A 21,947-nucleotide genomic window follows, 5' to 3' on the forward strand; every position below is an offset into this window, starting at 1 on the left:
GGCGTCAGGTCCGGAACACGCTCAGGCCGAATTTCTTGGCGCGAACGACGTTCTCGTAGACTTCGATGTTGGTTGCCATGTGCTCACGCATGGCGTTGTTGGCAGCATCGGCATCGCGCGCGGCGATGGCCTCGATGATACGCCGGTGCTGCTCGGAAAAATGCGCGCGGCGTTCGGGCTTGAGGGTCGATTTGCGCATCGTGCTCCACACGACCTGCTTGCGCATCTCATTCACCGTTTCGAACATCGCCAGAAGGATCTTGTTGCCTGCGGCACGCGCGATGGCGACATGCAGCTTTTCGTCCCAGACTTCGTAGATCTCGATATTGCGTGCGGCAGAACAGCGGCGACCGATCGACTGGATTTCGGCAATCTGGCCCGGGTCCGCCCGAAGCGCGGCCATGGCCGCGAGCGCCGGTTCAATGGTGTGGCGCGCCTCGACGATCTCCATAGGGTTGGAGCTGTCTATCAGCGGACGCAGGGCGGCGACATCGACGGCCGGCCGCGGGCCCACGAAAGTTCCCTTGCCGACATGGCGCCATATGCGTCCCTCTTTCTCAAGCTTTTCAAGCGCCTGCCGAGTTTGCCACCGGCTGGCGCCAAGCCGCTCCGAGAGTTCACGTTCGGTAGGCAGGCGTCCGCCTTCGGGCAGGCGCGCTTCCTCGATCAGGTCTGAAATTGCCTTGGCGATACCGTCCAAGTCTGCCCTCCATTGCAACCAATTTTGAATTGCAAGAAAACAGATATCAGAGAATATTCATTGATGTCAATAATTTAATGCCCAAAGAAAAAATGTGTTGACTCAAAAATTGCGATAAAGAACGTATTGTAAGGAATTGGCAGACGCTGATCCAGCCCGGCTGGGGCGGGTGAGGCACAGATCGCTTGAATGGAGGAGAGCGCAATGCGAATTCATGCAGTTACCACAATTGCAGCCGCCACAATGTGTGCATCGGTCGCGATAGCAGCCGCCGATACAATCACCGCGGTTAATAATGGCGGCACGGTGGGCGCGGCTCAGCACGAGGCGTTCTTCGTTCCCTTTGCCGAAACGCGCGGCCACACCGTCGTCGAAGACACTTTCAACCAGGAGCTGGCCAAGCTGCGTTCGCAGGTCGAGACCGGCAATCTCGTCTGGGACGTCGTCAGCGTAACCGCGATCAACGAGGCTACCGCCTGCGAGGAGGGCCTGCTGGAGCGCATCGACTGGGCCGAACTGCTCGACGTCGAGGACTTCAAGGGCGCTGGCGGCTTCGGCGAGTGCGGCGTGCCCAACAACCTGGTGTCGGGCGGGCTTGTCTACGATGCAGACGTCATTGATCCGGCAGATGCTCCGCGCACGTGGGCCGACTTCTGGAACGTTGAAAGGTGGCCGGGCAAGCGCGGCATGCTCTATCGTGCCGAGCAGACCCTCGAGGTGGCGCTGATGGCCGATGGCGTGCCGCCGCAGGATGTCATGAAGGTGCTGGCCGCGGAAGGCGGCGTGGAGCGCGCCTTTGCCAAGCTCGAAGAGCTCAAGCCGCACATCATGTGGTGGAAAAGCGGCGACGAATCCATGCAGAACATCCTTTCGGGTGAAGTCGTGATGACGTTTGCCTGGAACGGGCGTGTTGCGACCGCCAACAAATCGAACGACCGCAACCTGGCGATCGTGTTCGATGCCGGCCATGTTTCGGGCAGCCAGTACTTCGCTGTCATGAAAGGCTCACCGAATCTCGAACTGGCGAAAGAGCTGATTGTCTATTCGTCATCGCCCGAAGCGCAGGCACAGTATTCCCGCCGGATCGATTATGCACCGGCCAATGCGAAGGCATTCAGCTTTCTGACCGAAGAGGAACTGGCGACCCTGCCGCGCGACCATCTCGACAAGGCGTCATTCCAGAACGGCAAGCTCTACCTCAACTTCTGGCTCGACAATGGCGACACGCTTCTTCAGCGCTTCCTGAGGTTTGCCGCTCAATAGCATTCATCATCCAGCAATCCCGGGAGGAAACCATGGACAAGACAAGAAAAGGCTTGGCTGCAACCGTCGCCTTTACCCTTGCGATCGCAGTATCCCACTACGCTTCGGCGGAAAGCATCACGGTCGTCAATCAGGGCGGCTCGCCCGGCGACGCGCAAAAGGTCGCTGTATTCGACCCGTTTACCGAAGAAACCGGTATCGAGATTCTGGTCGACACATACAATCAGGAGCTGGCGAAGATCCGGGCTCAGGTCGAAACAGGGAACCTGATCTGGGATGTGGCGAGTGTGCATTCGCTGAACGATGCGATCGGCTGCGACGAAGGGCTCCTGGAGCCCATCGACTGGGCCGAGCATATCGACGAATCGAAATTCGAGGCCGTGGGCGGCTTCACGGATTGCGGGGCGCCTTACCTCGTTTCGCCTGGTGCGCTTGTCTACGATGCCGACCGCTGGCAGGGCGATATGGTGCCGCGCTCCTGGGCCGATTTCTGGAATGTCGAGAAGTGGCCCGGCAAACGGGCGCTTCCGTTCCAGCCCGACCAGGTGCTCGAAATCGCGCTTATGTCAGACGGCGTTGCGCCGCGCGACGTGCCCAAGGTACTGGCGGCGCCGGGTGGCGTGGACCGGGCTTTCGCTCAGCTGGAGAAAATCAAGCCGCATGTCCTGTGGTGGAAGAGCGGCGATGAATCGATGCAGCTCCTGCTCACCAATGAAGTGGTCATGGGCTATGGCTGGCAGGGGCGGGTCAATGTCGCCAATCGCTCCAGCGGCAGAAACCTCAAGATCGTCTGGGAAGCAGGTTACACGTCAGCGGTAATTTATCTGGCTGTGATGGCCGGCTCGCCCAAGGTCGAACAGGCTATCGAGCTCGTCAAATATTCGCTGGAAGCACAATCGCAGGCCCGATATGCCGAAATCATGGGTTATCCGCCGGCGAATGTGGATTCCTATGCCATGTTGTCGGACGAGAACCGCGCAAACCAGCCGACCGAGTATCTGGATCGCGGCATGATGCAGGCCGGCAGCCTTTATATCGGCTTCTGGCGTGACAATGGCGACAGCATCCGCCAGCGCTTTTCCACCTTCACCGCGCGCTGAGAGCCCGTAAGATGAGTGCCACGACGACCTTCGCCGAGACCGGGCAGGTACCCCGGCGGCTCCGCACGCTGGTTCGCCGTGCCGAACGCCAGCATCTCACCAAGATGCTGGCACTGATGGCGCCAAGCGTTGTGTTCGTGGCACTCCTCTTCGTTGTCCCGATTGCGTTGTTTCTGTTTCGCAGCGTCGACAATGTCGAGATACCCAAATACCTCCCCAACACCGTTGCCGAAATCGGCCAGTGGCATGAAGGCGAACTGCCTCCGGAGGGTGTGTATCGGGCTCTCACCGAGGATCTGATCGCGCTGAAAGGCGAGCCGGAGGCCGCAGTACTGGGCCGGCGTCTCAATTATTCGGTTCCCGGGTTCCGGGGGCTGGTGACACGCACGGTGCGTCAGCTTCCCGACACGGTTCCGGCCTCCGCCCGCGAGCTGCTCGCAGGCATCGATGAACGGTGGCTCGATCCGGTCTACTGGGCGACGCTGAAACAGCAGTCCGGCCGGATTACCGACTTCTACCTCCTGTCTGCGATGGACCTTAAGCGCGGCGCCGACGGTGCGATCACCCAGGTCGATGAAACGCAGGCCGTGTTTCTCTCTCTGTACGGCCGTACGCTCTACACAAGCGTCGGCGTGACCGTGATCTGCCTGCTGATCGGCTACCCGGTTGCCGCGGTAATGGCATCTGCGGGCCCAGCAGCCGCCAACTGGCTGCTTATGCTTGTCCTGGTGCCCTTCTGGACGTCGCTCCTGGTGCGAACGACCGCGTGGGTCGTGCTTCTTCAGACGGAAGGTCTGGTCAACAAGATACTCATTTATCTGGGCATCATAAACGAGCCGCTCAGCCTGATGTTCAACACCGCGGGTGTGTTCATCGCGATGGTTCACGTGCTGCTGCCCTACATGATCCTGCCGCTTTACAGCGTGATGAAAGGCGTGTCTCCGGTCCATCTTCGGGCCGCATCCTCCCTCGGCGCGCCGCCCGTGACGGTATTTCGGACCGTCTACCTGCCGCTTACAATTCCGGGCATTGCGGCCGGGTGCACGCTGGTATTCGTGCTCTCCGTCGGGTTCTACGTCACGCCCGCGCTGGTCGGCGGACCGAGCGACCAGATGATCGGGTATTTCATCGCCTACTTCACCAACTCGGCGGTGAACTGGGGACTGGCATCCGCGCTCGGAGCATTCCTGATCCTCGTCATTGCCGTCATCTATCTGGTGCTCGGCAAGGTCGTTGGCTTCGACAAGCTGAGGGTACGATGATGCAGAACTTTCGCCGGCGGGCAGGGCGCGGCAGCCTTTGGCAACTTGCACTGCGGGTCTTCGTTGGACTGGTGCTGGCCTATCTGGTGCTGCCCATTCTGGTTGTGATCCCGCTCTCGTTCACTGCGGGGCAGCTGCTGGTATTTCCGATCCCGGGCTATTCGCTGCAGTGGTACGAGGATTTCTTCACCAATCCGCTGTGGACCGGCGCGCTGTGGAACAGTGTGATGATCGGCGTGGCGACCACCATCCTTGCAACGATCCTGGGCACGCTGGCGGCACTTGGACTGCACGGATCCAAGTTCAGGCTCAAACCGGTGGTCGTGGCTCTTCTGATCACGCCGCTTGCCGCTCCGGTCGTCATCGTGGCGGTGGCAACCTTCTATTTCTTCGCCTCGATCAATCTCGTCGGAACATATCTCGGCGTGATCCTGGCCCACACATTGCTGGCACTGCCCTTCGTCGTCATTACGGTTACAGCGACCCTGCAGGGCTTCGACACGAACCTGACGCGGGCCGGTGCAAGCCTCGGTGCCACACCGGTTCACGTGTTTCGCACCGTCACGCTGCCGATTATCTCACCGGGGATCATTTCCGGCGCTCTGTTCGCATTCGTGACGTCCTTCGACGAAATCGTCGTGGCGCTGTTTGTGGCGAGCCCGCAGCAGCGGACGCTTCCGCGCCAGATATTCAGCGGCGTGAGCGAAAGCATCAGCCCGACAATCATGGCAGCCGCGGTGGTGCTGCTGGTGATTTCGCTTGGGCTGATGATCGTCATGGAACTTCTGCGCCGCCGCAGCGAGCGGCTGGTCGGGCGCGCACGGTAGCAACAGAATTTATGGAAACTGGCATGGCATCTGAACAGGAAACGATTGCGATTAGCGGCGGCACGGTCATTGCGCACAATGGCGACGGCCATGGGATGATCGAAGACGGTATTGTGGTCATTCAAGACGACCGCATCGTCCATGTCGGCGCGTCGTGGGATGGGAAGGCCAGCCGTACAATCGACGCGCGCGGCAAGCTCGTCATTCCCGGCCAGGTCAGCACTCACGCACATGTTGGCGCTCACGAGGCGCAGCGAGCCCTGGTCGATACCGGGCAACGCGAGTTTATCCGGTCGAGTTTCCTGCACTTTCTGCCGGCACGCCGCTCGGGCCAACCGGGCATCGCTTCGCAGCAGGACTTTCGCGCGTCACTGCGTTTCGGCTTTTCGGCATTGCTGCGCCACGGTGTGACGACCGTCCTCGCATTTGCTCCGGAAGGACCGGATGAAGGCCGTGCGATGATCGAAGTAGCCGAAGAATCCGGCATAAGGCTGTTCTGGGCGCCCATCGTGACCGGCGGGCGGTATTGGCTTGAAGACAGCGGAAAGGTCACCCGCGAACTCGACGAAGAGGCCGGCCTTGCATCGCTGAAACGCGCCGCTCAGTTCATCGAACGCCATGCGGGCGCGATGGACGGGCGGCTCAACGGCGTTATCGCGCTCGACGAATATTACGTTTCCACGCCGCGCTTGCGGCGCGAGGCCAAAGCCGTGGCGCGCTCGCTCGGCGTTCCCTTCACGATGCACTTCCTCGAACAGCACCGGGAGTTTTTCGAGACCGTCTCGGAAACCGGGCGCACGCCGGTGCAATGCCTCGCGGAAGAAGGGGTGCTCGATCCCTCAACTCTTCTGGCGCATTGCGTCTACATCGGTTCGCACAGCCTCGTCGGTTATCCGATTGCCGACGATATCCATATCCTGGGCGAACACGGTACGGCCGTCGCCCATTCGCCGGTCGCCTTCTCGCGGCGCGGCATGATGCTGGAAAGTTTCGACCGATACCGCCGGGCCGGTATCAATGTAGCCCTGGCAACGGATACCTATCCGCTGGATATGTTTGCGGAGATGCGCGCTGCCTCGACAGCGTGCAAGGCGGCGGACCGGAATTTCGAGGCGGCACCGGCAGGTGCTGTCTTCGAGGCGAGCAACGTTTCCGGAGCAAAGGCGCTGGGCTGTCCCGATATCGGCCGCATAGCTGCCGGCGCAAAGGCCGACATCGTGATCGTCGACACCGGAAATCTGAGCTTCGGCGTCAATCCCGATCCAATTCGCGCCCTGGTTCATCTGGCAGCGCCCGGCATGGTCGATACGGTAATCGTCGATGGCCGCGTGGTGGTCGCCGACAAGAAGTTGTCGAATGTCGACGAAAGCGCCCTGCTTGAGGAAGTCCGCATGTCGAGCGAGCGGATGTGGCAGCACTACAGCGTATATCATCCCAGCGGACAGACGCTCGCAGAGCGCTTTCCCGCGGCATTACCTCATTGGACGGAGTGAACATTGAACGCGATCGCTTCCATACCCGGCAAGAGCCAGATTGAAGACCCGATCGTACGCTTTTCGGGAGTCCGAAAGAGCTATGATGGCGAAACGCTGGTTGTGCGGGATCTGAATCTCGACATCGTCAGGGGTGAATTCCTGACGCTGCTGGGGCCATCCGGCTCAGGCAAGACCACGAGCCTGATGATGCTTGCCGGGTTCGAGGCGCCGACGGAAGGCACGATCTCCATCGACGGCAAGGACGTCACGGCGCTGCCGCCTCACCGGCGCGGTATCGGCGTCGTTTTCCAGAACTATGCGCTGTTCCCGCACATGACGATCGGCCAGAACGTCGGCTATCCGCTGCGGGTGCGCGGAACGGCGCAGGCCGAGATCGACAAGCGGGTGATGGAAGCGCTCGAAATGGTGGAGCTCGGAGCCTTTGGCGACAGACGCCCTGCGCAGTTGTCCGGCGGCCAGCAGCAGCGCGCCGCGCTTGCGAGGGCGCTTGTGTTCAGGCCCGACCTTGTTCTTCTGGACGAGCCTCTCGGCGCGCTCGACAAGCAGCTGCGCGAGCAGATGCAGTACGAGCTGAAACGCCTCCACGAGGAACTCAAGGTCACCATGGTCTACGTCACGCACGACCAGACCGAGGCGCTGACGATGTCAGACCGCATCGCCGTTTTCAATGACGGACGAATTCAGCAACTCGCACGCCCCGCGGACCTCTACGAGAACCCGCAGAATGCGTTTGTCGCCGAGTTTGTGGGCGAGAACAACAGGCTGTCCGGCACCGTTACCGGCGTGAGCGCGAATTCGGTCCAGATCGATGTCGGCGGTGGGGCGGTCGTGAAAGCACGCACCGCGGGCAGCTTCTCCAAGGGCGACAAGGCGGTCCTTTCCCTGCGTCCGGAGCGTGTCGCGGTGGCGCAGACGGGCAAATGGGAAAACGACTTCACGGTGGAGATCGACAAGGTCGTTTACCTCGGTGATATCAACCGGCTCCTGCTGCGTTTTGCCGGCGGCAGCGAATTCGCCGTCAGGGTCGCTAATGTTGGGTCGGGTCCGGTCTACAAGCGCGGCGACAGTGTGCGCGTTGCGTGGCGGCAGGCGGACTGCCTGGCGTTTCCGGCCTAAAGACCGGCGGACGGGATGCGCTGGAGGCGGACTGCCTTTTGCACCCGTACGATACAGCGTTGATCAGGCGGTGTCCTGCAGCAGGCCTATCAGCCTGTCCGTGGCCTCGGCGCTTGTCATGTGCCCTGGCGAAAGCCGCAGGATTGCGCCGCGATTGTCCGCATAGAGTTGATGCCGGCGCAGCTGCGGGATCAGCTGCCGCGCTGCCTCCACCGACCGCAACTTGATCATGACGCTGCCGCCGCGTTGCGCCTCTTCACGCGGGGTGACAAGGCCAAGGCGAAGATCGTCGGCGGCTGCGATCAGTTTGCCGGTGAGTGCGCGGTTGTGTGCAAGCAGTCCGGCCTTGTCCATTTCGGCGTGCCAGTGCAGCGCCGGCACCGTCGCCGCCGCCGCCACGATGCCCGGCGTTCCGTTGTCGAACCGACGGATGTCGGGGGCGTAGGCGAAGCGGTCAATGTCCCAATTGAAGGGATCGTCCTGGCTGAACCAGCCGCGCAATTGCGGCTGGCAGCTGTCGATCAGCTCCGGGCGCACATAAAGTATGCCCGCGCCAGGGGCGCCGCACATCCATTTCAGACTTGTCGAGAGGACGAAATCGACTGCCGGTGCATCGACGGCGAAGGGCAGCAACCCGGCTGCCTGGGTGATGTCGACGCCAACGAGGCTGCCCATCGCCCTGCCGTGTGCCGCGAGGGTCGTCATGTCGGCCTTGCGGGATGAGGTGGAGCTGACCCAGGTCACCAAAGCAAGCGCGACGTCTCGATCCCATTTCGCGATCATGTCCTCGTCTTCGACCCATGATGCGCCCTGGCGCAATTGCACGGTTTCGAGTTTGAAGCCCAACCGTTCCTGGAGGCCTGAAAGCAGGAAGTGGTTCGACGGGAAGCAATCGGCCGCGACAAGCACCTTGCGGCCGCGCAGATAGTCGTCCGGCAGAGACGTGACCAGCATGTGCAGGCCCTGCGTGACATTTTCGCAGGTCGTCACGGTGTTCTCGGCGGCGCCGATCAATCTGCGCCACAGATCAACGAACTCTGCCCGGCGCGAAAGCAGATATGTCCACTGATCGTCATCCGCGCGGCCCCAGACCGAGGCGAACTCGCTCATCGCGGCGGCAAAGTCTGCCGATTTGGCCGGGTACTGGCCAATCGAGTGGTAGAGAAAATAGCCGCCGTTTTCAGAGGACATGGACGATCCTGCTTTGATGTCCGCCGGCTGAACCTGACCTTTGACGGATATGTGGTGATTGGGCCGGGCCAACGACCGGCAACTCGATTGACGTGCGCTGCCGTATCGTATACGGATTTCAATATGCTTCAAGCTTAAAGGAATTTCAGGTGCGAGAAACTTTGGCCTTGAGCCGGCAAGCTGACATGCGGATTGAAGTTTCCGTATACGATTTTTGCCATGCCGGACCGTTGGGCGTGCCTGGGACCAAGCTGTGAGGTTTGCCGTCGCCCCGGACCAGCCAACTGGAGCGCCCAGTCAGGGGCAGATTATCCGCGATGAACTGCTTGGACGGTTGCAGCGGGGCGAGATTGGCATCGACGACAGGCTGGTGGATACGGCTGTCGCGGCAGAATTCGGCGTCTCCCGCATGCCTGCGCGGGATGCGCTGAAGCGGCTCGTTCACGAGGGGTATCTGGAGGCGACAACGCGCGGCTTCATGCTGCCGCGGGTCACGCACCGCGAAATTCTCGAAATATTCGATCTGAGGCGGCTTCTGGAACCGAGGGCAGTGGCGCTGGTTGCACAGGCGATCGGGACGCCGCAGCTGGCGATGCTGGAAAAATGCCTTGCCGACGCGCGTCATGCGACCAGGCTGGGCAACACCGAACTGATGTTCAAGGCGAGCGAACGTTTTCGCAATGGATGGATCGACGCGATACCCAACGCATCGCTCAAACAGGCCATTCAGCGCTACATGACGCAGGTTCAAGCCGTGCGGATGCTGACTTTCCGGGACCCTGCCAATCACCCTTTGATCGTCGACGGCAACGCCGCTCTGCACGAAGCGCTGGCAAGGCGCGACGCCGTGGCTGCCGCCGATCATATCCTGCGGTTCGTCTATGAGGGCGAGCGCGCATATCTGGCCGCCGTCAAGGCAGATCTAAAACACATGTCGCAAACGGCGAAGTCTGCTTGAAGGGCTGGCTGGCGAGAAGAATGAGGACGCAATGACTGACACACGGGCCGAGTTCCGGCTGCCGACCGAAAATCTGAGCGACGATCTGCCCTTCTATACAAAGAAGCTTGGCATGCGCCTGGACATGATCTACCCGGCCGACAATCCCGAAATCGCAACGCTCTCGGGCCATGGCCTGCGTATCCGGCTGCAAAAAGGTGCGCCGGACGGCCCGGGAACGATACGGATCCTTACTGAAAATCCCGACGAATTCGCCGATGGCGCTCGCGAGCTCACGGCGCCGAACGGCACACGGGTCGAAATCGACGAGCTGAACCCGCCATTGGTCCTGCCGCGCACGGAGCACGCGTTTGTCGTGCGGCGGCTGGCCGACCAGGCACCGTGGGTCATCGGGCGCGCCGGAATGGAATATCGCGATCTCGTGCCGTCCCGGCTCGGCGGCGCGATGATTGCCTCGCACATCCGCGTGCCCGACGGGCCGGTGCCAGACATGGTGCATTTCCACAAGGTCGGTTTTCAGCTGATCTTCTGCATCCGTGGCTGGGTCGACGTGCTCTACGAAGATCAGGGCGGTGTCCGACGCCTTCACGCCGGCGACTGCTTTATCCAGCCGCCGCGGATCCGCCACCGGGTCATGCACGCAGCGGACGGGATCGAGGTGATCGAGATCGGCGTGCCGGCAGAGCACATCACCGAGATCGACCACGAGATGGCGCTTCCGACCCAGGTCGAGCGGCCGGACCGAGAGTGGGACGGGCAGCGTTTCGTCCACAATCTGGCCAAGGACGGCGTGTTCGCGCCGTTCAGGGTTCCGGGATTTGAGGCTCGCGACACAACGATCAACGAAAACACCAAAAGTGTTGCTTCGGTAATGGTGGCGCGGCCGGTAGCAGGGCAAGTGTCACCGTGGACCAAACACAGCGGCGATATCCTGTTCAATTTCGTGATGTCGGGGGATATGACGCTTGAAGGCGAGGGCAAAGACCCGTTCCGCCTGACTGCCGGAGACGCGTTCGTGATACCGCCGGAAATGGCGACACGCTATGCCGATGCGACAACGGAGCTGCAATTGCTCGAGGTCAGTTTACCGGGCTCATTCAATACGACTATCCTGTAGCCCAAACCGGTCCCCGGCGGACTTCCGGCGGAGACCAAGAAGCATGACAATGAAAATTCAATGGGAGAGCATTCAATGAGAAAGTCAATTATGCTTGTTGCGGCGTCTGCACTGCTGTGCAGCAGCGCGCTTGCCCAGGCCGCCGACACCAAGGTCGGCATCCTGATGGACATCACCGGGCCCATCGCCAACTTTATTCCGCCGCTGCAGAACGCTGCCAATCTGGCAGTCAAGCAGGTCAACGATCAGGGTGGCCTGCTCGATGGCAATGCCGTGGCCGTTTATGGCGACACCACCGGCACCTCTCAGGGTGCGGTCGACGCGGCGCAGAAGCTCGCCAACGTCGAAAACGTGCCGATCGTCATGGGTGCGCTGATGTCGGGCACGACAATTGCCGCAGCGGAAGCCGTGTTCATTCCCACCGGCATAGTCCAGCTTTCGCCGACGGCCACGTCGCCGGCCATGACCGACATGAAAGACAACGATCTCGTCTACCGCATCGTGCCGTCGGACAATTTCCAGGGCGATGTTCTGGCCAAGATGGTGCTCGACGAAGGTATCAACAAAGTCGCAGTCACCTACGTCAACAACGACTATGGCGTCGGCATCGGACAGACCTTCATGGATGCGTATCGCGGCGCCGGCGGTGAAGTCGTTGCCGAGGTGAAGCACGAAGAAAAGAAGGATTCCTACCGGTCGGAACTCGCGAGCCTCACTCAGGGCGGCGCGGAAGCGCTCGTGGTGGTTGCTTATGCGGGCGATTCAGGCGGCAAGATCGTCAAGCAGGCGATCGAGGGAGGCCTGTTTACGCGTTTCATCGGAACCGACGGACTGCGCGATGATCTGCTTATCCAGAATGTCGGCGCCGAGGCTCTGAAGACGTCCTTCTTCTCGTCTCCGACGTCGCCCGCCGACAACCCTGCGCAAACGACCCTACATGCCGCATTTAATGCCGAATACGGTGAGGGTGCGGACAAGGCGTTTGTCGACCAGACCTACGACGCGACATTCCTGACCTTGCTGGCGATCGAGAAAGCCGGCTCGGCCGATAGGGCCAAGCTGGCAGCCGCATTGCGCGAGGTCGCGTCGGCACCCGGCGAGAAGGTGGGCCCGGGCGAATGGTCCAAGGCCAAGCAGCTGATCTCGGAAGGCAAGGACATCGACTACGACGGCGCCGGCGGCACCTATGAATTCGATGCCAATGGCGACGTGCGGGGTTACATCGGCAAGTTCGTTGCCGACGGCAGCTCGTACAAGCAGATAGCCGTTTTCGAATAAGCGATCCTGAAGCCAGCTTCATGATCCGGCTTGAAAGCATCTGCGTCGACTTCGGCGGCTTGCGCGCAATTGACCATGCAAGCTTCGAAGTCGAGGCGGGCCGCATCACCGGGCTGATCGGCCCGAATGGCGCGGGAAAAACGACGGCTTTCAACGTCATAGCGGGAGCCGTCCGGCCGAGCGCCGGACGGGTCCTGTTCGACGGGAAAGACATTACCGGGCTGAAACCCTATCAGCGCGCGCAGCGGGGATTGGCGCGAACGTTTCAGATACCGCACGAATTCACCAGGCTGACCGTTCTGGAAAACCTGATGGCGGCGGCATCCGCCCCGGAGGGTGAGAACGTCTTCAACGTCGTGTTCCGGCGGGGCAGCTTCGATGCCGAGGAACGCGCGATCTATGACCGTGCCAGAGAAACGGTTCGGTTTCTGGAGCTCGAACATGTGATCGACGTTCCGGCCGGCAATCTCTCGGGAGGCCAGAAGAAGCTGGTGGAGCTCGGCCGTGCGCTGATGCGCGATCCGAAGATCATTCTCCTCGACGAGATTGGCGCCGGCATCAACCGCACGCTGCTCGGCAAACTTGCCGACAAGATCAAGCTGCTGAACACCGAACAGGGGCTGACATTCTGCCTGATCGAACACGACCTCGACTATGTTTCCAGGCTTTGCGACCACGTCTTGGTGATGGCGCAGGGGCAATTGCTGACGGAAGGGACCGTTGATCAGGTGCGTAACGATGAACGGGTGATCGAGGCCTATTTCGGCGGCGGCAAATACGAGGCGCAGGCATGAGCCCGCTGCTCTCCATACGCGGCCTGACTGCCGGCTATGGCGGCCCCCCGATCATCGAGGACGTTTCGTTCGATGTCGCGGCAAACGAGATCGCCGTTATTCTCGGTCCCAACGGAGCCGGCAAATCGACGGTTCTGAAAACGATATTCGCGCTGACGAAGGTTCTGTCCGGGGCGATCGATTTCGAAGGCACCGATATCGCCAGCCGCAAGACATCCGCGCTGGTGACGCTCGGCATGTCGGCAGTGCCGCAAAGCCGCAACGTTTTCCGCAATCTGACGGTGGATGAAAATCTCGACGTCGGCACATATGCCGCGCCGCCGGCAGACAAGGCGGCAACCCGCGAGAAGATACTCGAACTCTTTCCTGACCTTCGCGCGAAACTCAAGCAGCCGGCGGGTGAGCTCTCGGGCGGCCAGCGGCAGATGGTGGCCATAGGCCGCGCGATGATGTGCGAGCCGAAGCTGATTTTGCTCGATGAGCCAACGGCCGGTCTTTCGCCGGCATATCTGGAACGGATCTTCGACCTGCTGCTCGACATCCGCAAAACCGGTGTGACCATCCTCATGGTTGAGCAGAACGCGCGTCAGGCGCTTCAGATTGCCGATCATGGCCACGTGCTGGTGAATGGAGGCAATTTCGCTTCCGGCACCGGCAAGGAACTGCTCGCCGACGAGGATGTGCGGCGGTCGTTCCTTGGAGGAACCCCGGAATGATCGACTTTATCAATTTCTACTTGTTTCCGGGGCTGGCCATCGGCTCGGTCTACGCGTTGGGCGCGGTCGGGATATCGATGATCTTCGGCATTCTGCGCTTTGCCCATTTCGCTCATGGCGACCTGATGACCGTGGGCACCTATGGTGTGCTCGCCGCGGCGGGCATCATCGCAATCAACCCGCTGCTGCTGGTTCCGTTCGGCATGGCGCTGGCGATCGTGGTGGCGCTGCTTGTCGACAAGGTTTTCTACCAGCCGCTGCGAACGCTGCCGACCATCTACACGGTGATTTCGTCATTCGGCGTAGCGCTGATCTTTCGGTCTCTGGTGCAGATGTTCTGGGGCTCCCAGAACCAGGTGTTCAATTCGGGCGGCGTGCGCCCGCCGCTCGTGCTCTTCGACACGTTCCGCATTTCCGTGCTGCATGTGCAGGCGGTTCTGGCGACAGCCTGCATCGCCGTCGCGCTGCACTTCTTCCTGTCGAGAACCAGAACCGGCCGGTCCATGCGCGCAGTTTCCGACGATCCTGAACTGGCGGAAGTGTCCGGGCTGGATACCGAGAAGGTGGTTCGCTGGACCTGGATCATCGGTGCTGCGCTGGCAGCGATTGCCGGGCTTTTCGTAGCGATGGATACCAGCGCGCACCCCAATCTCGGCTGGAACCTTCTGATGCCGATGTTCGCCGCGGCCATTCTGGGGGGCATCGGCAAACCTATGGGCGCGATGGCCGGCGGCTACATCATTGGACTGGCTGAAGAGCTGTCGTCCTACCACTGGATCGGCAACGAGGCGCTGATTTCGCCGTCCTACAAAACCGCTGTCGCCTTTGTGGTCATGATCGCGCTCTTGATCGTGAGACCGCAGGGGCTCTTCAAGGGGAGGCTTCTCTGATGGAACTGACGGGCCTCTTTTTCTACCTGGTCAGCATTCTGATTGCCGGCGGCATTTATGCCCTGCTGTGCCTCGCGCTCAACATTCAGTGGGGTATGGGCGGGCTTTTCAACGCCGGTATTGCCGGTTTCTTCGCAGTCGGCGCCTATACATCTGCGATCCTGACCACGGAGATGTCCACCAAGCACCTTGGCGGATTTGGAATGCCGGTCGTCGTCGGGCTCATCGGCGCCGGTGTGCTGGCGGGCCTGATGGGCTGGGCGGTGGCGCGTATCTGCGTGCGGCTCAAAAGCGACTATCTCGCGATGGCGTCGATCGGCATCGCCGAGATCATGCGGCTTGTGATCGTCAACGAGAGCTGGGCAACCAATGGCAGTCTCGGCCTGGCCGGCATACCGCGCCCCTTCGGCGAGTTCGTCTCCGGCCGTTCTGCCGATCTGGTCTTCCTCGCCTATGTCTGGGCTGTGGTTCTGATCGTCTATCTGGTCGCGATGCGGCTTTATGACAGCCCGTGGGGCCGCAGCCTGCGGGCTATCCGCGACAATGAGGTCTCAGCCGACGCGGCGGGCAAGAATATCGAGAAGTTCCGGGTGCAGACCTTCGTCATCGGCTGTGCGTTCATGGGGGTGGCCGGCGGGCTGTCGGCCCACTATTTCCGCTTCCTGTCGCCGTCTGCGACCGACCCGCTGCTGGTTACGTTTCTCACCTGGGTGATGCTGATGGCCGGCGGTTCCGGTAACAATCGCGGTGCGATCGTCGGCGGCCTCGGCATATGGACGCTTTGGTCGGTCACCGAGATTTTCGTCAACAGGCTACCGCCCGAATGGGTGACGCGCAGTTCCTACATTCGCATGCTTCTGGTCGGCTTGCTGCTGCAGTTCGTGCTGCAGAAGTTCAGGGCAGGGATCATCCCTGAAAAATCTCCGCCCATCAGGTTCAGGGAATAAGCTCAGGCGCTGCCGGCGCCTTCTTCGACCAGCAGCGACAGGAGCATCTCCTTTACGGCGGGCGGCCAGGGGATCGAGCAGTGCTTGTCGAGATCGCTGGCGGCCAGCACCTGCGTGCTCGACCAGCGCTTATTGCCTTCGCAGCTGATCTCGTGATGGACGGTTACCGACGAGCGGCCGACCCGGATCACCGTCAGTTCAAACTCCAGTTCGTCGCCGAAGAATGACGGACTGGAGAAATCGCTCGAGATATGAACTGTGGGCGTGCCCCACCGCTCATCCCAGATGATCTTGTGCCAGGGGAAGCCGATGTGAGCCCAGAACTCCTCGTTCACACCGTTGAGGATATTCAGGTAGGAAGGAAAATATGCGGTCCCGGAGATGTCGCAATCGCCGAAATGAAGCATCCGCTTGGTTCTGAAGACTTTCTCCACCACTGATCCCTTCCTGCTGCTTTACGGGTTGCCGTAATAGCCGCAACAGCCGGCTCGGCTCAAGGGACCGGGTCAGGCGAAACTGCGTACCGTCTGCAAAGCGCCATCGAGAGCCTTGCCATTCTCGTCGACCAGGGCGGCTTCACGCAGGCGCCGCGCCCACTCGGCGGCGTCGTCGCGGCCTGCGAGCAGGTCAATCCCCTCCATCACGCGCGCATATTTGGATTGCCCGCGTGCATGAGTGTCGGAATAACCTTTAATCAGCCGCTGGCAGCAGAGGATCTCGACCGCGAGATCGTAGTCGCGTCCGGCTTCTTCCATAGCGCGGCCAAGCCATGCCTCGATATGCGCCATCTCTTCGGCGTGGCGCAGCGTTTTCTTGCGCCAGCTTTTGAGGCCGCCAAGAAAATAGAGCGCGAGGAAGGTGGGCAGGCTGTCGGTGCGCATGCGCCGGCCCTTGTTAAACAGCCGGTCGATCAGCGCCATTCGCCGGGGGTTCTCTGCCCAGCGCGCGCCCATCTTCGCCGGCAGCATGGACACGATCTCCTCGGCGCGTGGATGCAGGAACTCGGTAACGTGCATCACCTGGGCGTCGCCGCTGTTCATCTCAGCGGCGATGCGTTCGCGGCGGCCGGCCCGCGTCTTGGCATCGGCGACGCGGATGATGTCGTCATAGGCCATCGCATTGGCAAGATATTTTGCCGCTTCGCGGGTCAGCCGGCCATCGCCCTTGTCACTGGCGGCCACCTTTTCCAGCCGGTCCAGATAGTCCGCGCCATAGGCCAGGTCCTGAAACTGGACCACTTTCTTAAGCCCGGCTTCGGCGATCTCGACGGCTTCCGGCGGCAGCTTCCGCGCCCGCTCGGAAAGAGCCTGCCAGCCGCGCGAAAGACGGTCCGGTCCGACGACACCGGGCAACGATGTCGGGGCATGTGTCGCGGCAGTGTCGCTTGCGCCGGAGGATGCCTGGTCGAAACCTGCCGCGAAGGCGCGCAGGCTCGCCTCGACGCCCTTGCCGCTGGCGCGGATGGCATCTTCATAGGCTTCGCGCGGGAAGGGCAGCGCTCCGGAGCCTGCCAGCGCGCCGAAGAGAGTGGCGGAGATGACCGAACCGTTGCTGATCGCAAGCGCGTCGAAATCGGCGCAGATGAAGTGGCGCGCGGCGACTTCCGCGGCCGCCTTCACCTCTTCGCTTGAGGCGATGCCGTCGCCGGGCACCGTCTTTTCCGAGACGGCAAGCGAGCGATGGGTGGAACTGATCAGCACGGTGCGGTCGGGCGTCACGAAACCGCGCATGATCGCGCGGCCAGCCTCCATCATCTCGGCGGTGATCATGATGTCGACATCGCCCGCCGCCGGCATCAGCGAAAAGATCGGTGGTTTGTCGCCGGCCGGGGCCATCTCGACGTAATAGACGGTCGCGCCGGTGCGCTGTGCGACGCCCGCAACGCTGGTTGCCTGCGCGGCATAGCCGCTGGCGCGCGCCATGGATTCGATCCAGTTGGTGAGAACGCCGCCGCCCTGACCGCCGACGGCAAGGATTGCCAGCTTGATGATGCCGCCCAGTCGCGGGTCTGCCTGGCGTGGCGCGAGCGCTTCGTGAACCGTCATGACGCCGCCTGGAATTCGAGCCGCCTCGATGCGCGGCGTTTGATCAGCCAGCCGATCACGCGCGAGCGCATGCCGGCCCACCATTTCTCGAAACCGCCGGGGTTGTGCACCACGTCGGCCCGATAGAAGCTCGGGCACAGAATTGCGGCGTCGGCAACTTCGCCGCAATTGCCGCAACCGACGCAGCTCTGATCGATATGCGCCACGGGATCGTCGCGCAACGGATCGTCGAGTTTCTTGAGCGACAGCGACGGGCAGCCCGAGAGCCGCATGCAGGCGTGGTCGCCGGTACAGACCTCCTCGTCGACACCGAAACGCGGTGCCTCTACGCGGCGCCCTTCCTTGATCGCCTTGTTCCGCAGCGGTTTTTCGCGGCGCTGCCTGTTCAACATGCACTCCGAGGAAGCGACAATGACCTTCGGACCCTTTTCGGGGGTGGTGAGTGCTTCGCGAATCGTGTCGCGCATGCGACCGACATCGTAGGTGCGATCGACCTCTCGAACCCAATCGATCCCGACGCCCTTGAGGGCTTTGGAGATCGGGTTTCTGGTCGATTTCGTCGGGTTCGTGGCGCGCGACGACATGATGTCCTGCCCGCCGGTCGCTGCGGAATAAAAGTTGTCGACCACGATGGCCACGCCGTCAGACTTGTTGAACGACATGTTGGTGAAGGACGACGACAGGCCGTTGTGCCAGAAGCCGCCGTCGCCGATGATCGCCACGGGGCGCTTTTCGCCGCCGCCGTCGAATGCACCATTGGCCGCGGGGCCAAGCCCATAGCCCATGGTAGCGCCGCCGATTTCGAAGGGCGGTAGGGCGGCAAAGAGATGACAGCCGATGTCGGCCGCGATCTGGTGTTTGCCGAGTTCGTTTTCGACAAGCTTCATCGCCGCGAAGATGGGCCGTTCGGGACAGCCGGTGCAGAAACCCGGAGGGCGAATGGGAACCGTTTTCGAAAGGTCCGGAATTTTCGGCTTTTCAGCGTTCGGTGCACGCACATTGGCCGGCAGCATGTCCGGTGCAGCGAGACGGACGAAAGCCTCGACCGTGTCGAGCATCACCGCACCGGTATATTCGCCGGCCATCGGAAACAGGTCCTTGCCGTGCAGCTTCACGTCGGAGCTGGCGCGATAAAGGAAGGAACCGAGCTGCGTTTCAATGAACTCGGGCTGGCCTTCCTCGACCACGAGCACATGTTCCTTGTCTTCGCAGAATTCCAGGAATTCGTTCGAGATCAGCGGATAGGTGACGTTGAGCACATAGATCGGGACATCGGTCTCACCGTAAATGTCGGCGAGGCCGAGGCGCTGCAGTGCGCGGATCACGCCGTTGTACATGCCGCCCTGGACCACGATGCCCAGGCGAGCAGAGTCGGGCCCGAACATCTCGTTGAGGCCGCGTTCGCGAATGAAGGCCTCTGCAGCCGGCCACCGGTTTTTCACCTTGTCCTGCTCATGCGCGAAGGACATGGGCGGCAATACCACACGCGCGAAATCCGAGCGTGGCTCAGACAGCGCGTCGCGCACCGTAAGTTCGGGGTGCCTGTTGTCACGGCATTCGAATGAGCCCGTTACGTGGCACGAGCGGATGCGAACCATCAGCATCACCGGCGTGTTGGAGGCTTCGGAGAGTTCGAAACCATCCGACACCGCTTTCACGATCGACGGCAGGTTGGGGCGCGGGTCGAGCAGCCAGAATTGCGACTTCATGGCAAAGGCGTGCGTGCGCTCCTGCATGATGGAGGAGCCTTCGCCGTAATCTTCGCCGACGATGATCATGGCGCCGCCAGTCACGCCCGACGAGGCGAGATTTGCGAGCGCATCCGACGCAACGTTGACGCCGACCGAACCCTTGAAGGTGACCGCGCCGCGAATGGGATAATGCACCGACGCGGCGAGCATTGCGCCAGCCGCCGCCTCGTTGGCGTTGGCCTCATAGCGCACACCGAGATCGGCCAGCAGATCCTGCGCGTCGGACAGCACGTCCATCAGATGCGAAATCGGGGCGCCCTGATAACCGCCGACATAACCGACACCGGATTCCAGCAGCGCTTTCGTGATCGCCAGAATTCCCTCGCCGGTGAAGGTGTCGCCCTCACCGAGCTTGAGGTGTTCAACCTCTGCCTTGAACGACCGTTCCGCCATGACAGCGCTCCGTTTCTAGCTCTTTGGGCCCGGCAGCGGGATCGCGTTTCTCATCGCCGCTACCTTCAAATGTCGTGCTTGCGGATGTTTGCGAGCATCTTCTGCAGCGTCACGATGAATGCGTGACGCTCCGCCTCGCCAACACCCCGAAACATGCGCGCATAGGCGGCCGCCATGTGCGGCCACAAGTTTTCGAAGGCAGTCCGCCCCTCATCGGTGATGTACACCCGCACCGCCCTGTTGTCGGTCGGGTCGGTCTCGCGTCGCACCAGCCCCTCGGCCTGCAGCCGGTCGAGCGCGCGGCTCAATGTCGATTGTTCGGTGACGGCATAGACCGCGAGTTCGCGGATCAGCAGCCCGTCATTGACCGACAGGACAGCAAGCGTGCGGGCTTTCGGCGTTGTCAGGCCAAGCTCCGCCATTTCCTCGCGCAGCGACGCGTTGTAGCGTCCCATGATGCGGTTCATCAGATAGGGCGCAAAATTGCTGAGGCCCATCTCGCCCAGCTTCTGCGTCGGCACCTGAAGGGTATCGTCGTTCATGCGCCGAGCCTCTTGGCTGCGTTGAAGCCGGAGCCGCCGCCGAGCCCGGGGCCGGGATGGGTTGACGCGCCGATATGGATCAGGCCGCGTACCGGGCCGGTTCCATTGGTCGAATGCGCGAATGGCCGCCAGATGAAGAACTGGTCGATGCCGCAGTGCCCGCCATAGGGATCGCCGCCGACGAGGTTCATGTTCATGGCCTCAAGGTCATGTGGCGAGTAGGCGCGGCGTGCAAGCTTGATGGCGTCGAAGTTTTCAATGTGGCGCGAAAGGATAGCTTCCAGCCGGTCGGCGAATGCTTCGCGCGTCGCCTCGTCCCATTCGCGTCCTTTGATCTTGCCAGCGGCGTCGCCTTTGATGACGCGCGGCGCGTCGGGGATCTGGAGCCACAGGATCGCTTTGCCGTCAGGGCAACGCGAAGGGTCGAGCCTATGCGGCTGGCCGACGCAGATTGTCGGCGTCTCCGGCAGCATGCCGCGCTCGGCTTCGTTGGCCGATTTCGACACCGCGTCGATACCGTCGGTCAGATGGATCAGAGCGACATCGTCGAGCCCGTCGGTACGCCATTTAGGCTGGCCATCCAGCGCGTAGTGAAGCTGGAAATCGCCACGTCCATGGCGGAACTGGCGGACCGCCGCGCGATCCTGCGGAAGGTCGGTTCCTTCGAGCAGCCGGTCGTAAAGCTGCCCGGGTGCGACCGAAGCAAGCACCGAGCCGCAGGCGATCTCTTCGCCATCCGCAAGGCGCACACCCGTTATCTTGCCGCCCTGCGTGAGAATTTGTTCAACGTCGGCGCCGGTGCGCAGGCTGCCGCCATTCTCCTCGATCAGCGCCTTGAATGCGCCAACGATCGAAGCCGCGCCGCCCCTGGCGACAGGTGCGCCGGCGGCCTCGAGTGCGAAGGCGATGACCTTGCCCATCTGCGCGGAATAGGTGCTCTCAGGCGTAAGCCCCGTATGCAGAACCCAGGGAGCCCAGAGCGCCTGAACCAGCGGGCTTTGATAATTGGCTTCAAGCCAGCCGCGTGCCGGCGCCAGCGCAGAACCCATCCACGCCGCCAGCCCCCTGAGGCCACGCTTGCGCATCTGGCCGAAGAGCAGTCTGGCCGTCTGCCATGACCAGAGATTGCCGCCGAGCAGCGCGAACAGGAACGGCGCGTCGGCCGCAATCTGGCCGACGTCGCTTGCATGCCGGTCGCCGTCCCCGGCGGCCAGCGCGTTGAAGGCCGCGATGTTTTGCGCCTGGTCCATGGTCAACACCAGTGCGCTGCCGTCGGGCCGCAATACCCCGGTCGGGTGTTTGGCGTGGCAATATTCGAAGCCGTGTCGAGAAAGATGCGGACCGAGCTCGGCGCCTGCCGGCCCGGTCATGAACAAAACGAATGTTGCCGCCATCACGTCATGGGTGAAACCCGGCAGCGTGGCTTCCTCGCTGCGCAAGCAGCCGCCAAGCGTTTCCTCACGCTCGAGGACAAGCACCCGCCGGCCTTTCAGCGCCAACAGGCTGGCCGCAACCAGCCCGTTGATGCCGGAGCCTATAATGACGTGATCGGCGGCCAAGG

Annotated in this window: 20 protein-coding genes; 13 read left to right on the plus strand and 7 right to left on the minus strand. The window is 61.9% G+C overall.

The features are described from left to right. Positions 1-4: 4 nt before the first annotated feature. The gene (locus EP165_RS08670) at positions 5-700 is read right to left on the minus strand and encodes a FadR/GntR family transcriptional regulator (RefSeq protein WP_127521489.1); all 696 of its coding nucleotides are present in this window, start codon (positions 698-700) and stop codon (positions 5-7) included. A gap of 204 nt (positions 701-904) precedes the next feature. Between EP165_RS08670 and EP165_RS08675 the strand changes: the two genes are divergently transcribed. Genes EP165_RS08675 through EP165_RS08700 form a run of 6 tightly spaced genes read left to right on the plus strand, consistent with a single transcriptional unit; the run spans position 905 to position 7,764 of the window. Continuing rightward, positions 905-1,963 carry an ABC transporter substrate-binding protein gene (locus EP165_RS08675; protein WP_164742988.1) on the plus strand — a complete coding sequence of 353 codons (1,059 nt, stop codon included), beginning with the start codon at positions 905-907 and terminating at the stop codon, positions 1,961-1,963. A 32-nt stretch (positions 1,964-1,995) separates the two neighbouring features. Continuing rightward, on the plus strand, positions 1,996-3,063 hold the full coding sequence (locus EP165_RS08680; protein WP_127521493.1) for an ABC transporter substrate-binding protein: 1,068 nt from the start codon (positions 1,996-1,998) through the stop codon (positions 3,061-3,063). Positions 3,064-3,074: 11 nt separating this feature from the next. After that, positions 3,075-4,325: an ABC transporter permease gene (locus EP165_RS08685; RefSeq protein ID WP_127521496.1), complete on the plus strand. Its 1,251-nt coding sequence runs from the start codon at positions 3,075-3,077 to the stop codon at positions 4,323-4,325. Then, positions 4,322-5,152 carry an ABC transporter permease gene (locus EP165_RS08690; protein ID WP_245440085.1) on the plus strand — a complete coding sequence of 277 codons (831 nt, stop codon included), beginning with the start codon at positions 4,322-4,324 and terminating at the stop codon, positions 5,150-5,152. The genes EP165_RS08685 and EP165_RS08690 overlap by 4 nt, the downstream gene beginning before the upstream one ends. A 23-nt stretch (positions 5,153-5,175) precedes the next feature. Further along, a complete protein-coding gene (locus EP165_RS08695) occupies positions 5,176-6,645 on the plus strand; it encodes an amidohydrolase family protein (protein WP_127521498.1) in 1,470 nt (489 codons plus the stop codon). 3 nt (positions 6,646-6,648) lie between these two features. Then, positions 6,649-7,764 (plus strand): ABC transporter ATP-binding protein, encoded by a 1,116-nt coding sequence (locus EP165_RS08700; RefSeq protein WP_348629553.1) that lies wholly within the window; start codon positions 6,649-6,651, stop codon positions 7,762-7,764. 63 nt (positions 7,765-7,827) lie between these two features. Here the strand turns inward: EP165_RS08700 and EP165_RS08705 are convergent, their stop codons facing one another. Further along, on the minus strand, positions 7,828-8,955 hold the full coding sequence (locus tag EP165_RS08705) for an aminotransferase class V-fold PLP-dependent enzyme (RefSeq protein ID WP_127521500.1): 1,128 nt from the start codon (positions 8,953-8,955) through the stop codon (positions 7,828-7,830). Between the two features lie 253 nt (positions 8,956-9,208). On the opposite strand from EP165_RS08705, the gene EP165_RS08710 reads away from it, so the two are divergent. From EP165_RS08710 to EP165_RS08740, 7 genes are all read left to right on the plus strand, one after another. Next, on the plus strand, positions 9,209-9,913 hold the full coding sequence (locus EP165_RS08710; RefSeq protein WP_206075888.1) for a GntR family transcriptional regulator: 705 nt from the start codon (positions 9,209-9,211) through the stop codon (positions 9,911-9,913). 31 nt (positions 9,914-9,944) lie between these two features. Next, the gene (locus EP165_RS08715) at positions 9,945-11,030 is read left to right on the plus strand and encodes a cupin domain-containing protein (RefSeq protein WP_127521502.1); all 1,086 of its coding nucleotides are present in this window, start codon (positions 9,945-9,947) and stop codon (positions 11,028-11,030) included. 75 nt (positions 11,031-11,105) lie between these two features. After that, positions 11,106-12,308: an ABC transporter substrate-binding protein gene (locus EP165_RS08720; protein WP_164742989.1), complete on the plus strand. Its 1,203-nt coding sequence runs from the start codon at positions 11,106-11,108 to the stop codon at positions 12,306-12,308. Positions 12,309-12,328: 20 nt separating this feature from the next. Continuing rightward, positions 12,329-13,102, plus strand: coding sequence for an ABC transporter ATP-binding protein (locus EP165_RS08725; RefSeq protein ID WP_127521506.1), 774 nt, complete (start codon positions 12,329-12,331; stop codon positions 13,100-13,102). Further along, positions 13,099-13,818, plus strand: coding sequence for an ABC transporter ATP-binding protein (locus EP165_RS08730; protein ID WP_127521508.1), 720 nt, complete (start codon positions 13,099-13,101; stop codon positions 13,816-13,818). The genes EP165_RS08725 and EP165_RS08730 overlap by 4 nt, the downstream gene beginning before the upstream one ends. Next, complete coding sequence (locus tag EP165_RS08735; RefSeq protein WP_127521510.1) at positions 13,815-14,708, plus strand: branched-chain amino acid ABC transporter permease; 894 nt, start codon at positions 13,815-13,817, stop codon at positions 14,706-14,708. Before EP165_RS08730 ends, EP165_RS08735 begins: the two co-directional genes overlap by 4 nt. Then, positions 14,708-15,655, plus strand: coding sequence for a branched-chain amino acid ABC transporter permease (locus tag EP165_RS08740; RefSeq protein WP_127521512.1), 948 nt, complete (start codon positions 14,708-14,710; stop codon positions 15,653-15,655). Before EP165_RS08735 ends, EP165_RS08740 begins: the two co-directional genes overlap by 1 nt. Before the next feature lie 2 nt (positions 15,656-15,657). Here EP165_RS08740 and EP165_RS08745 read toward each other — a convergent pair whose 3' ends face one another. The 5 genes from EP165_RS08745 to EP165_RS08765 all read right to left on the minus strand — a co-directional run bounded on the left by EP165_RS08745 (position 15,658) and on the right by EP165_RS08765 (position 21,945). Then, positions 15,658-16,092 carry an acyl-CoA thioesterase gene (locus tag EP165_RS08745; RefSeq protein ID WP_348629554.1) on the minus strand — a complete coding sequence of 145 codons (435 nt, stop codon included), beginning with the start codon at positions 16,090-16,092 and terminating at the stop codon, positions 15,658-15,660. Positions 16,093-16,161: 69 nt separating this feature from the next. Further along, positions 16,162-17,700, minus strand: a complete 1,539-nt coding sequence (locus EP165_RS08750) for an indolepyruvate oxidoreductase subunit beta family protein (protein ID WP_127521514.1) — start codon at positions 17,698-17,700, stop codon at positions 16,162-16,164. Continuing rightward, the gene (locus EP165_RS08755; RefSeq protein WP_127521516.1) at positions 17,697-19,844 is read right to left on the minus strand and encodes a thiamine pyrophosphate-dependent enzyme; all 2,148 of its coding nucleotides are present in this window, start codon (positions 19,842-19,844) and stop codon (positions 17,697-17,699) included. Before EP165_RS08755 ends, EP165_RS08750 begins: the two co-directional genes overlap by 4 nt. A 65-nt stretch (positions 19,845-19,909) precedes the next feature. Then, positions 19,910-20,386 (minus strand): MarR family winged helix-turn-helix transcriptional regulator, encoded by a 477-nt coding sequence (locus tag EP165_RS08760; RefSeq protein ID WP_127521518.1) that lies wholly within the window; start codon positions 20,384-20,386, stop codon positions 19,910-19,912. After that, positions 20,383-21,945 (minus strand): phytoene desaturase family protein, encoded by a 1,563-nt coding sequence (locus EP165_RS08765; protein ID WP_127521520.1) that lies wholly within the window; start codon positions 21,943-21,945, stop codon positions 20,383-20,385. The genes EP165_RS08760 and EP165_RS08765 overlap by 4 nt, the downstream gene beginning before the upstream one ends. Positions 21,946-21,947 lie beyond the last annotated feature (2 nt).

Source organism: Mesorhizobium sp. Z1-4 (assembly GCF_004000235.1).
Classification (GTDB): domain Bacteria; phylum Pseudomonadota; class Alphaproteobacteria; order Rhizobiales; family Rhizobiaceae; genus RCIO01.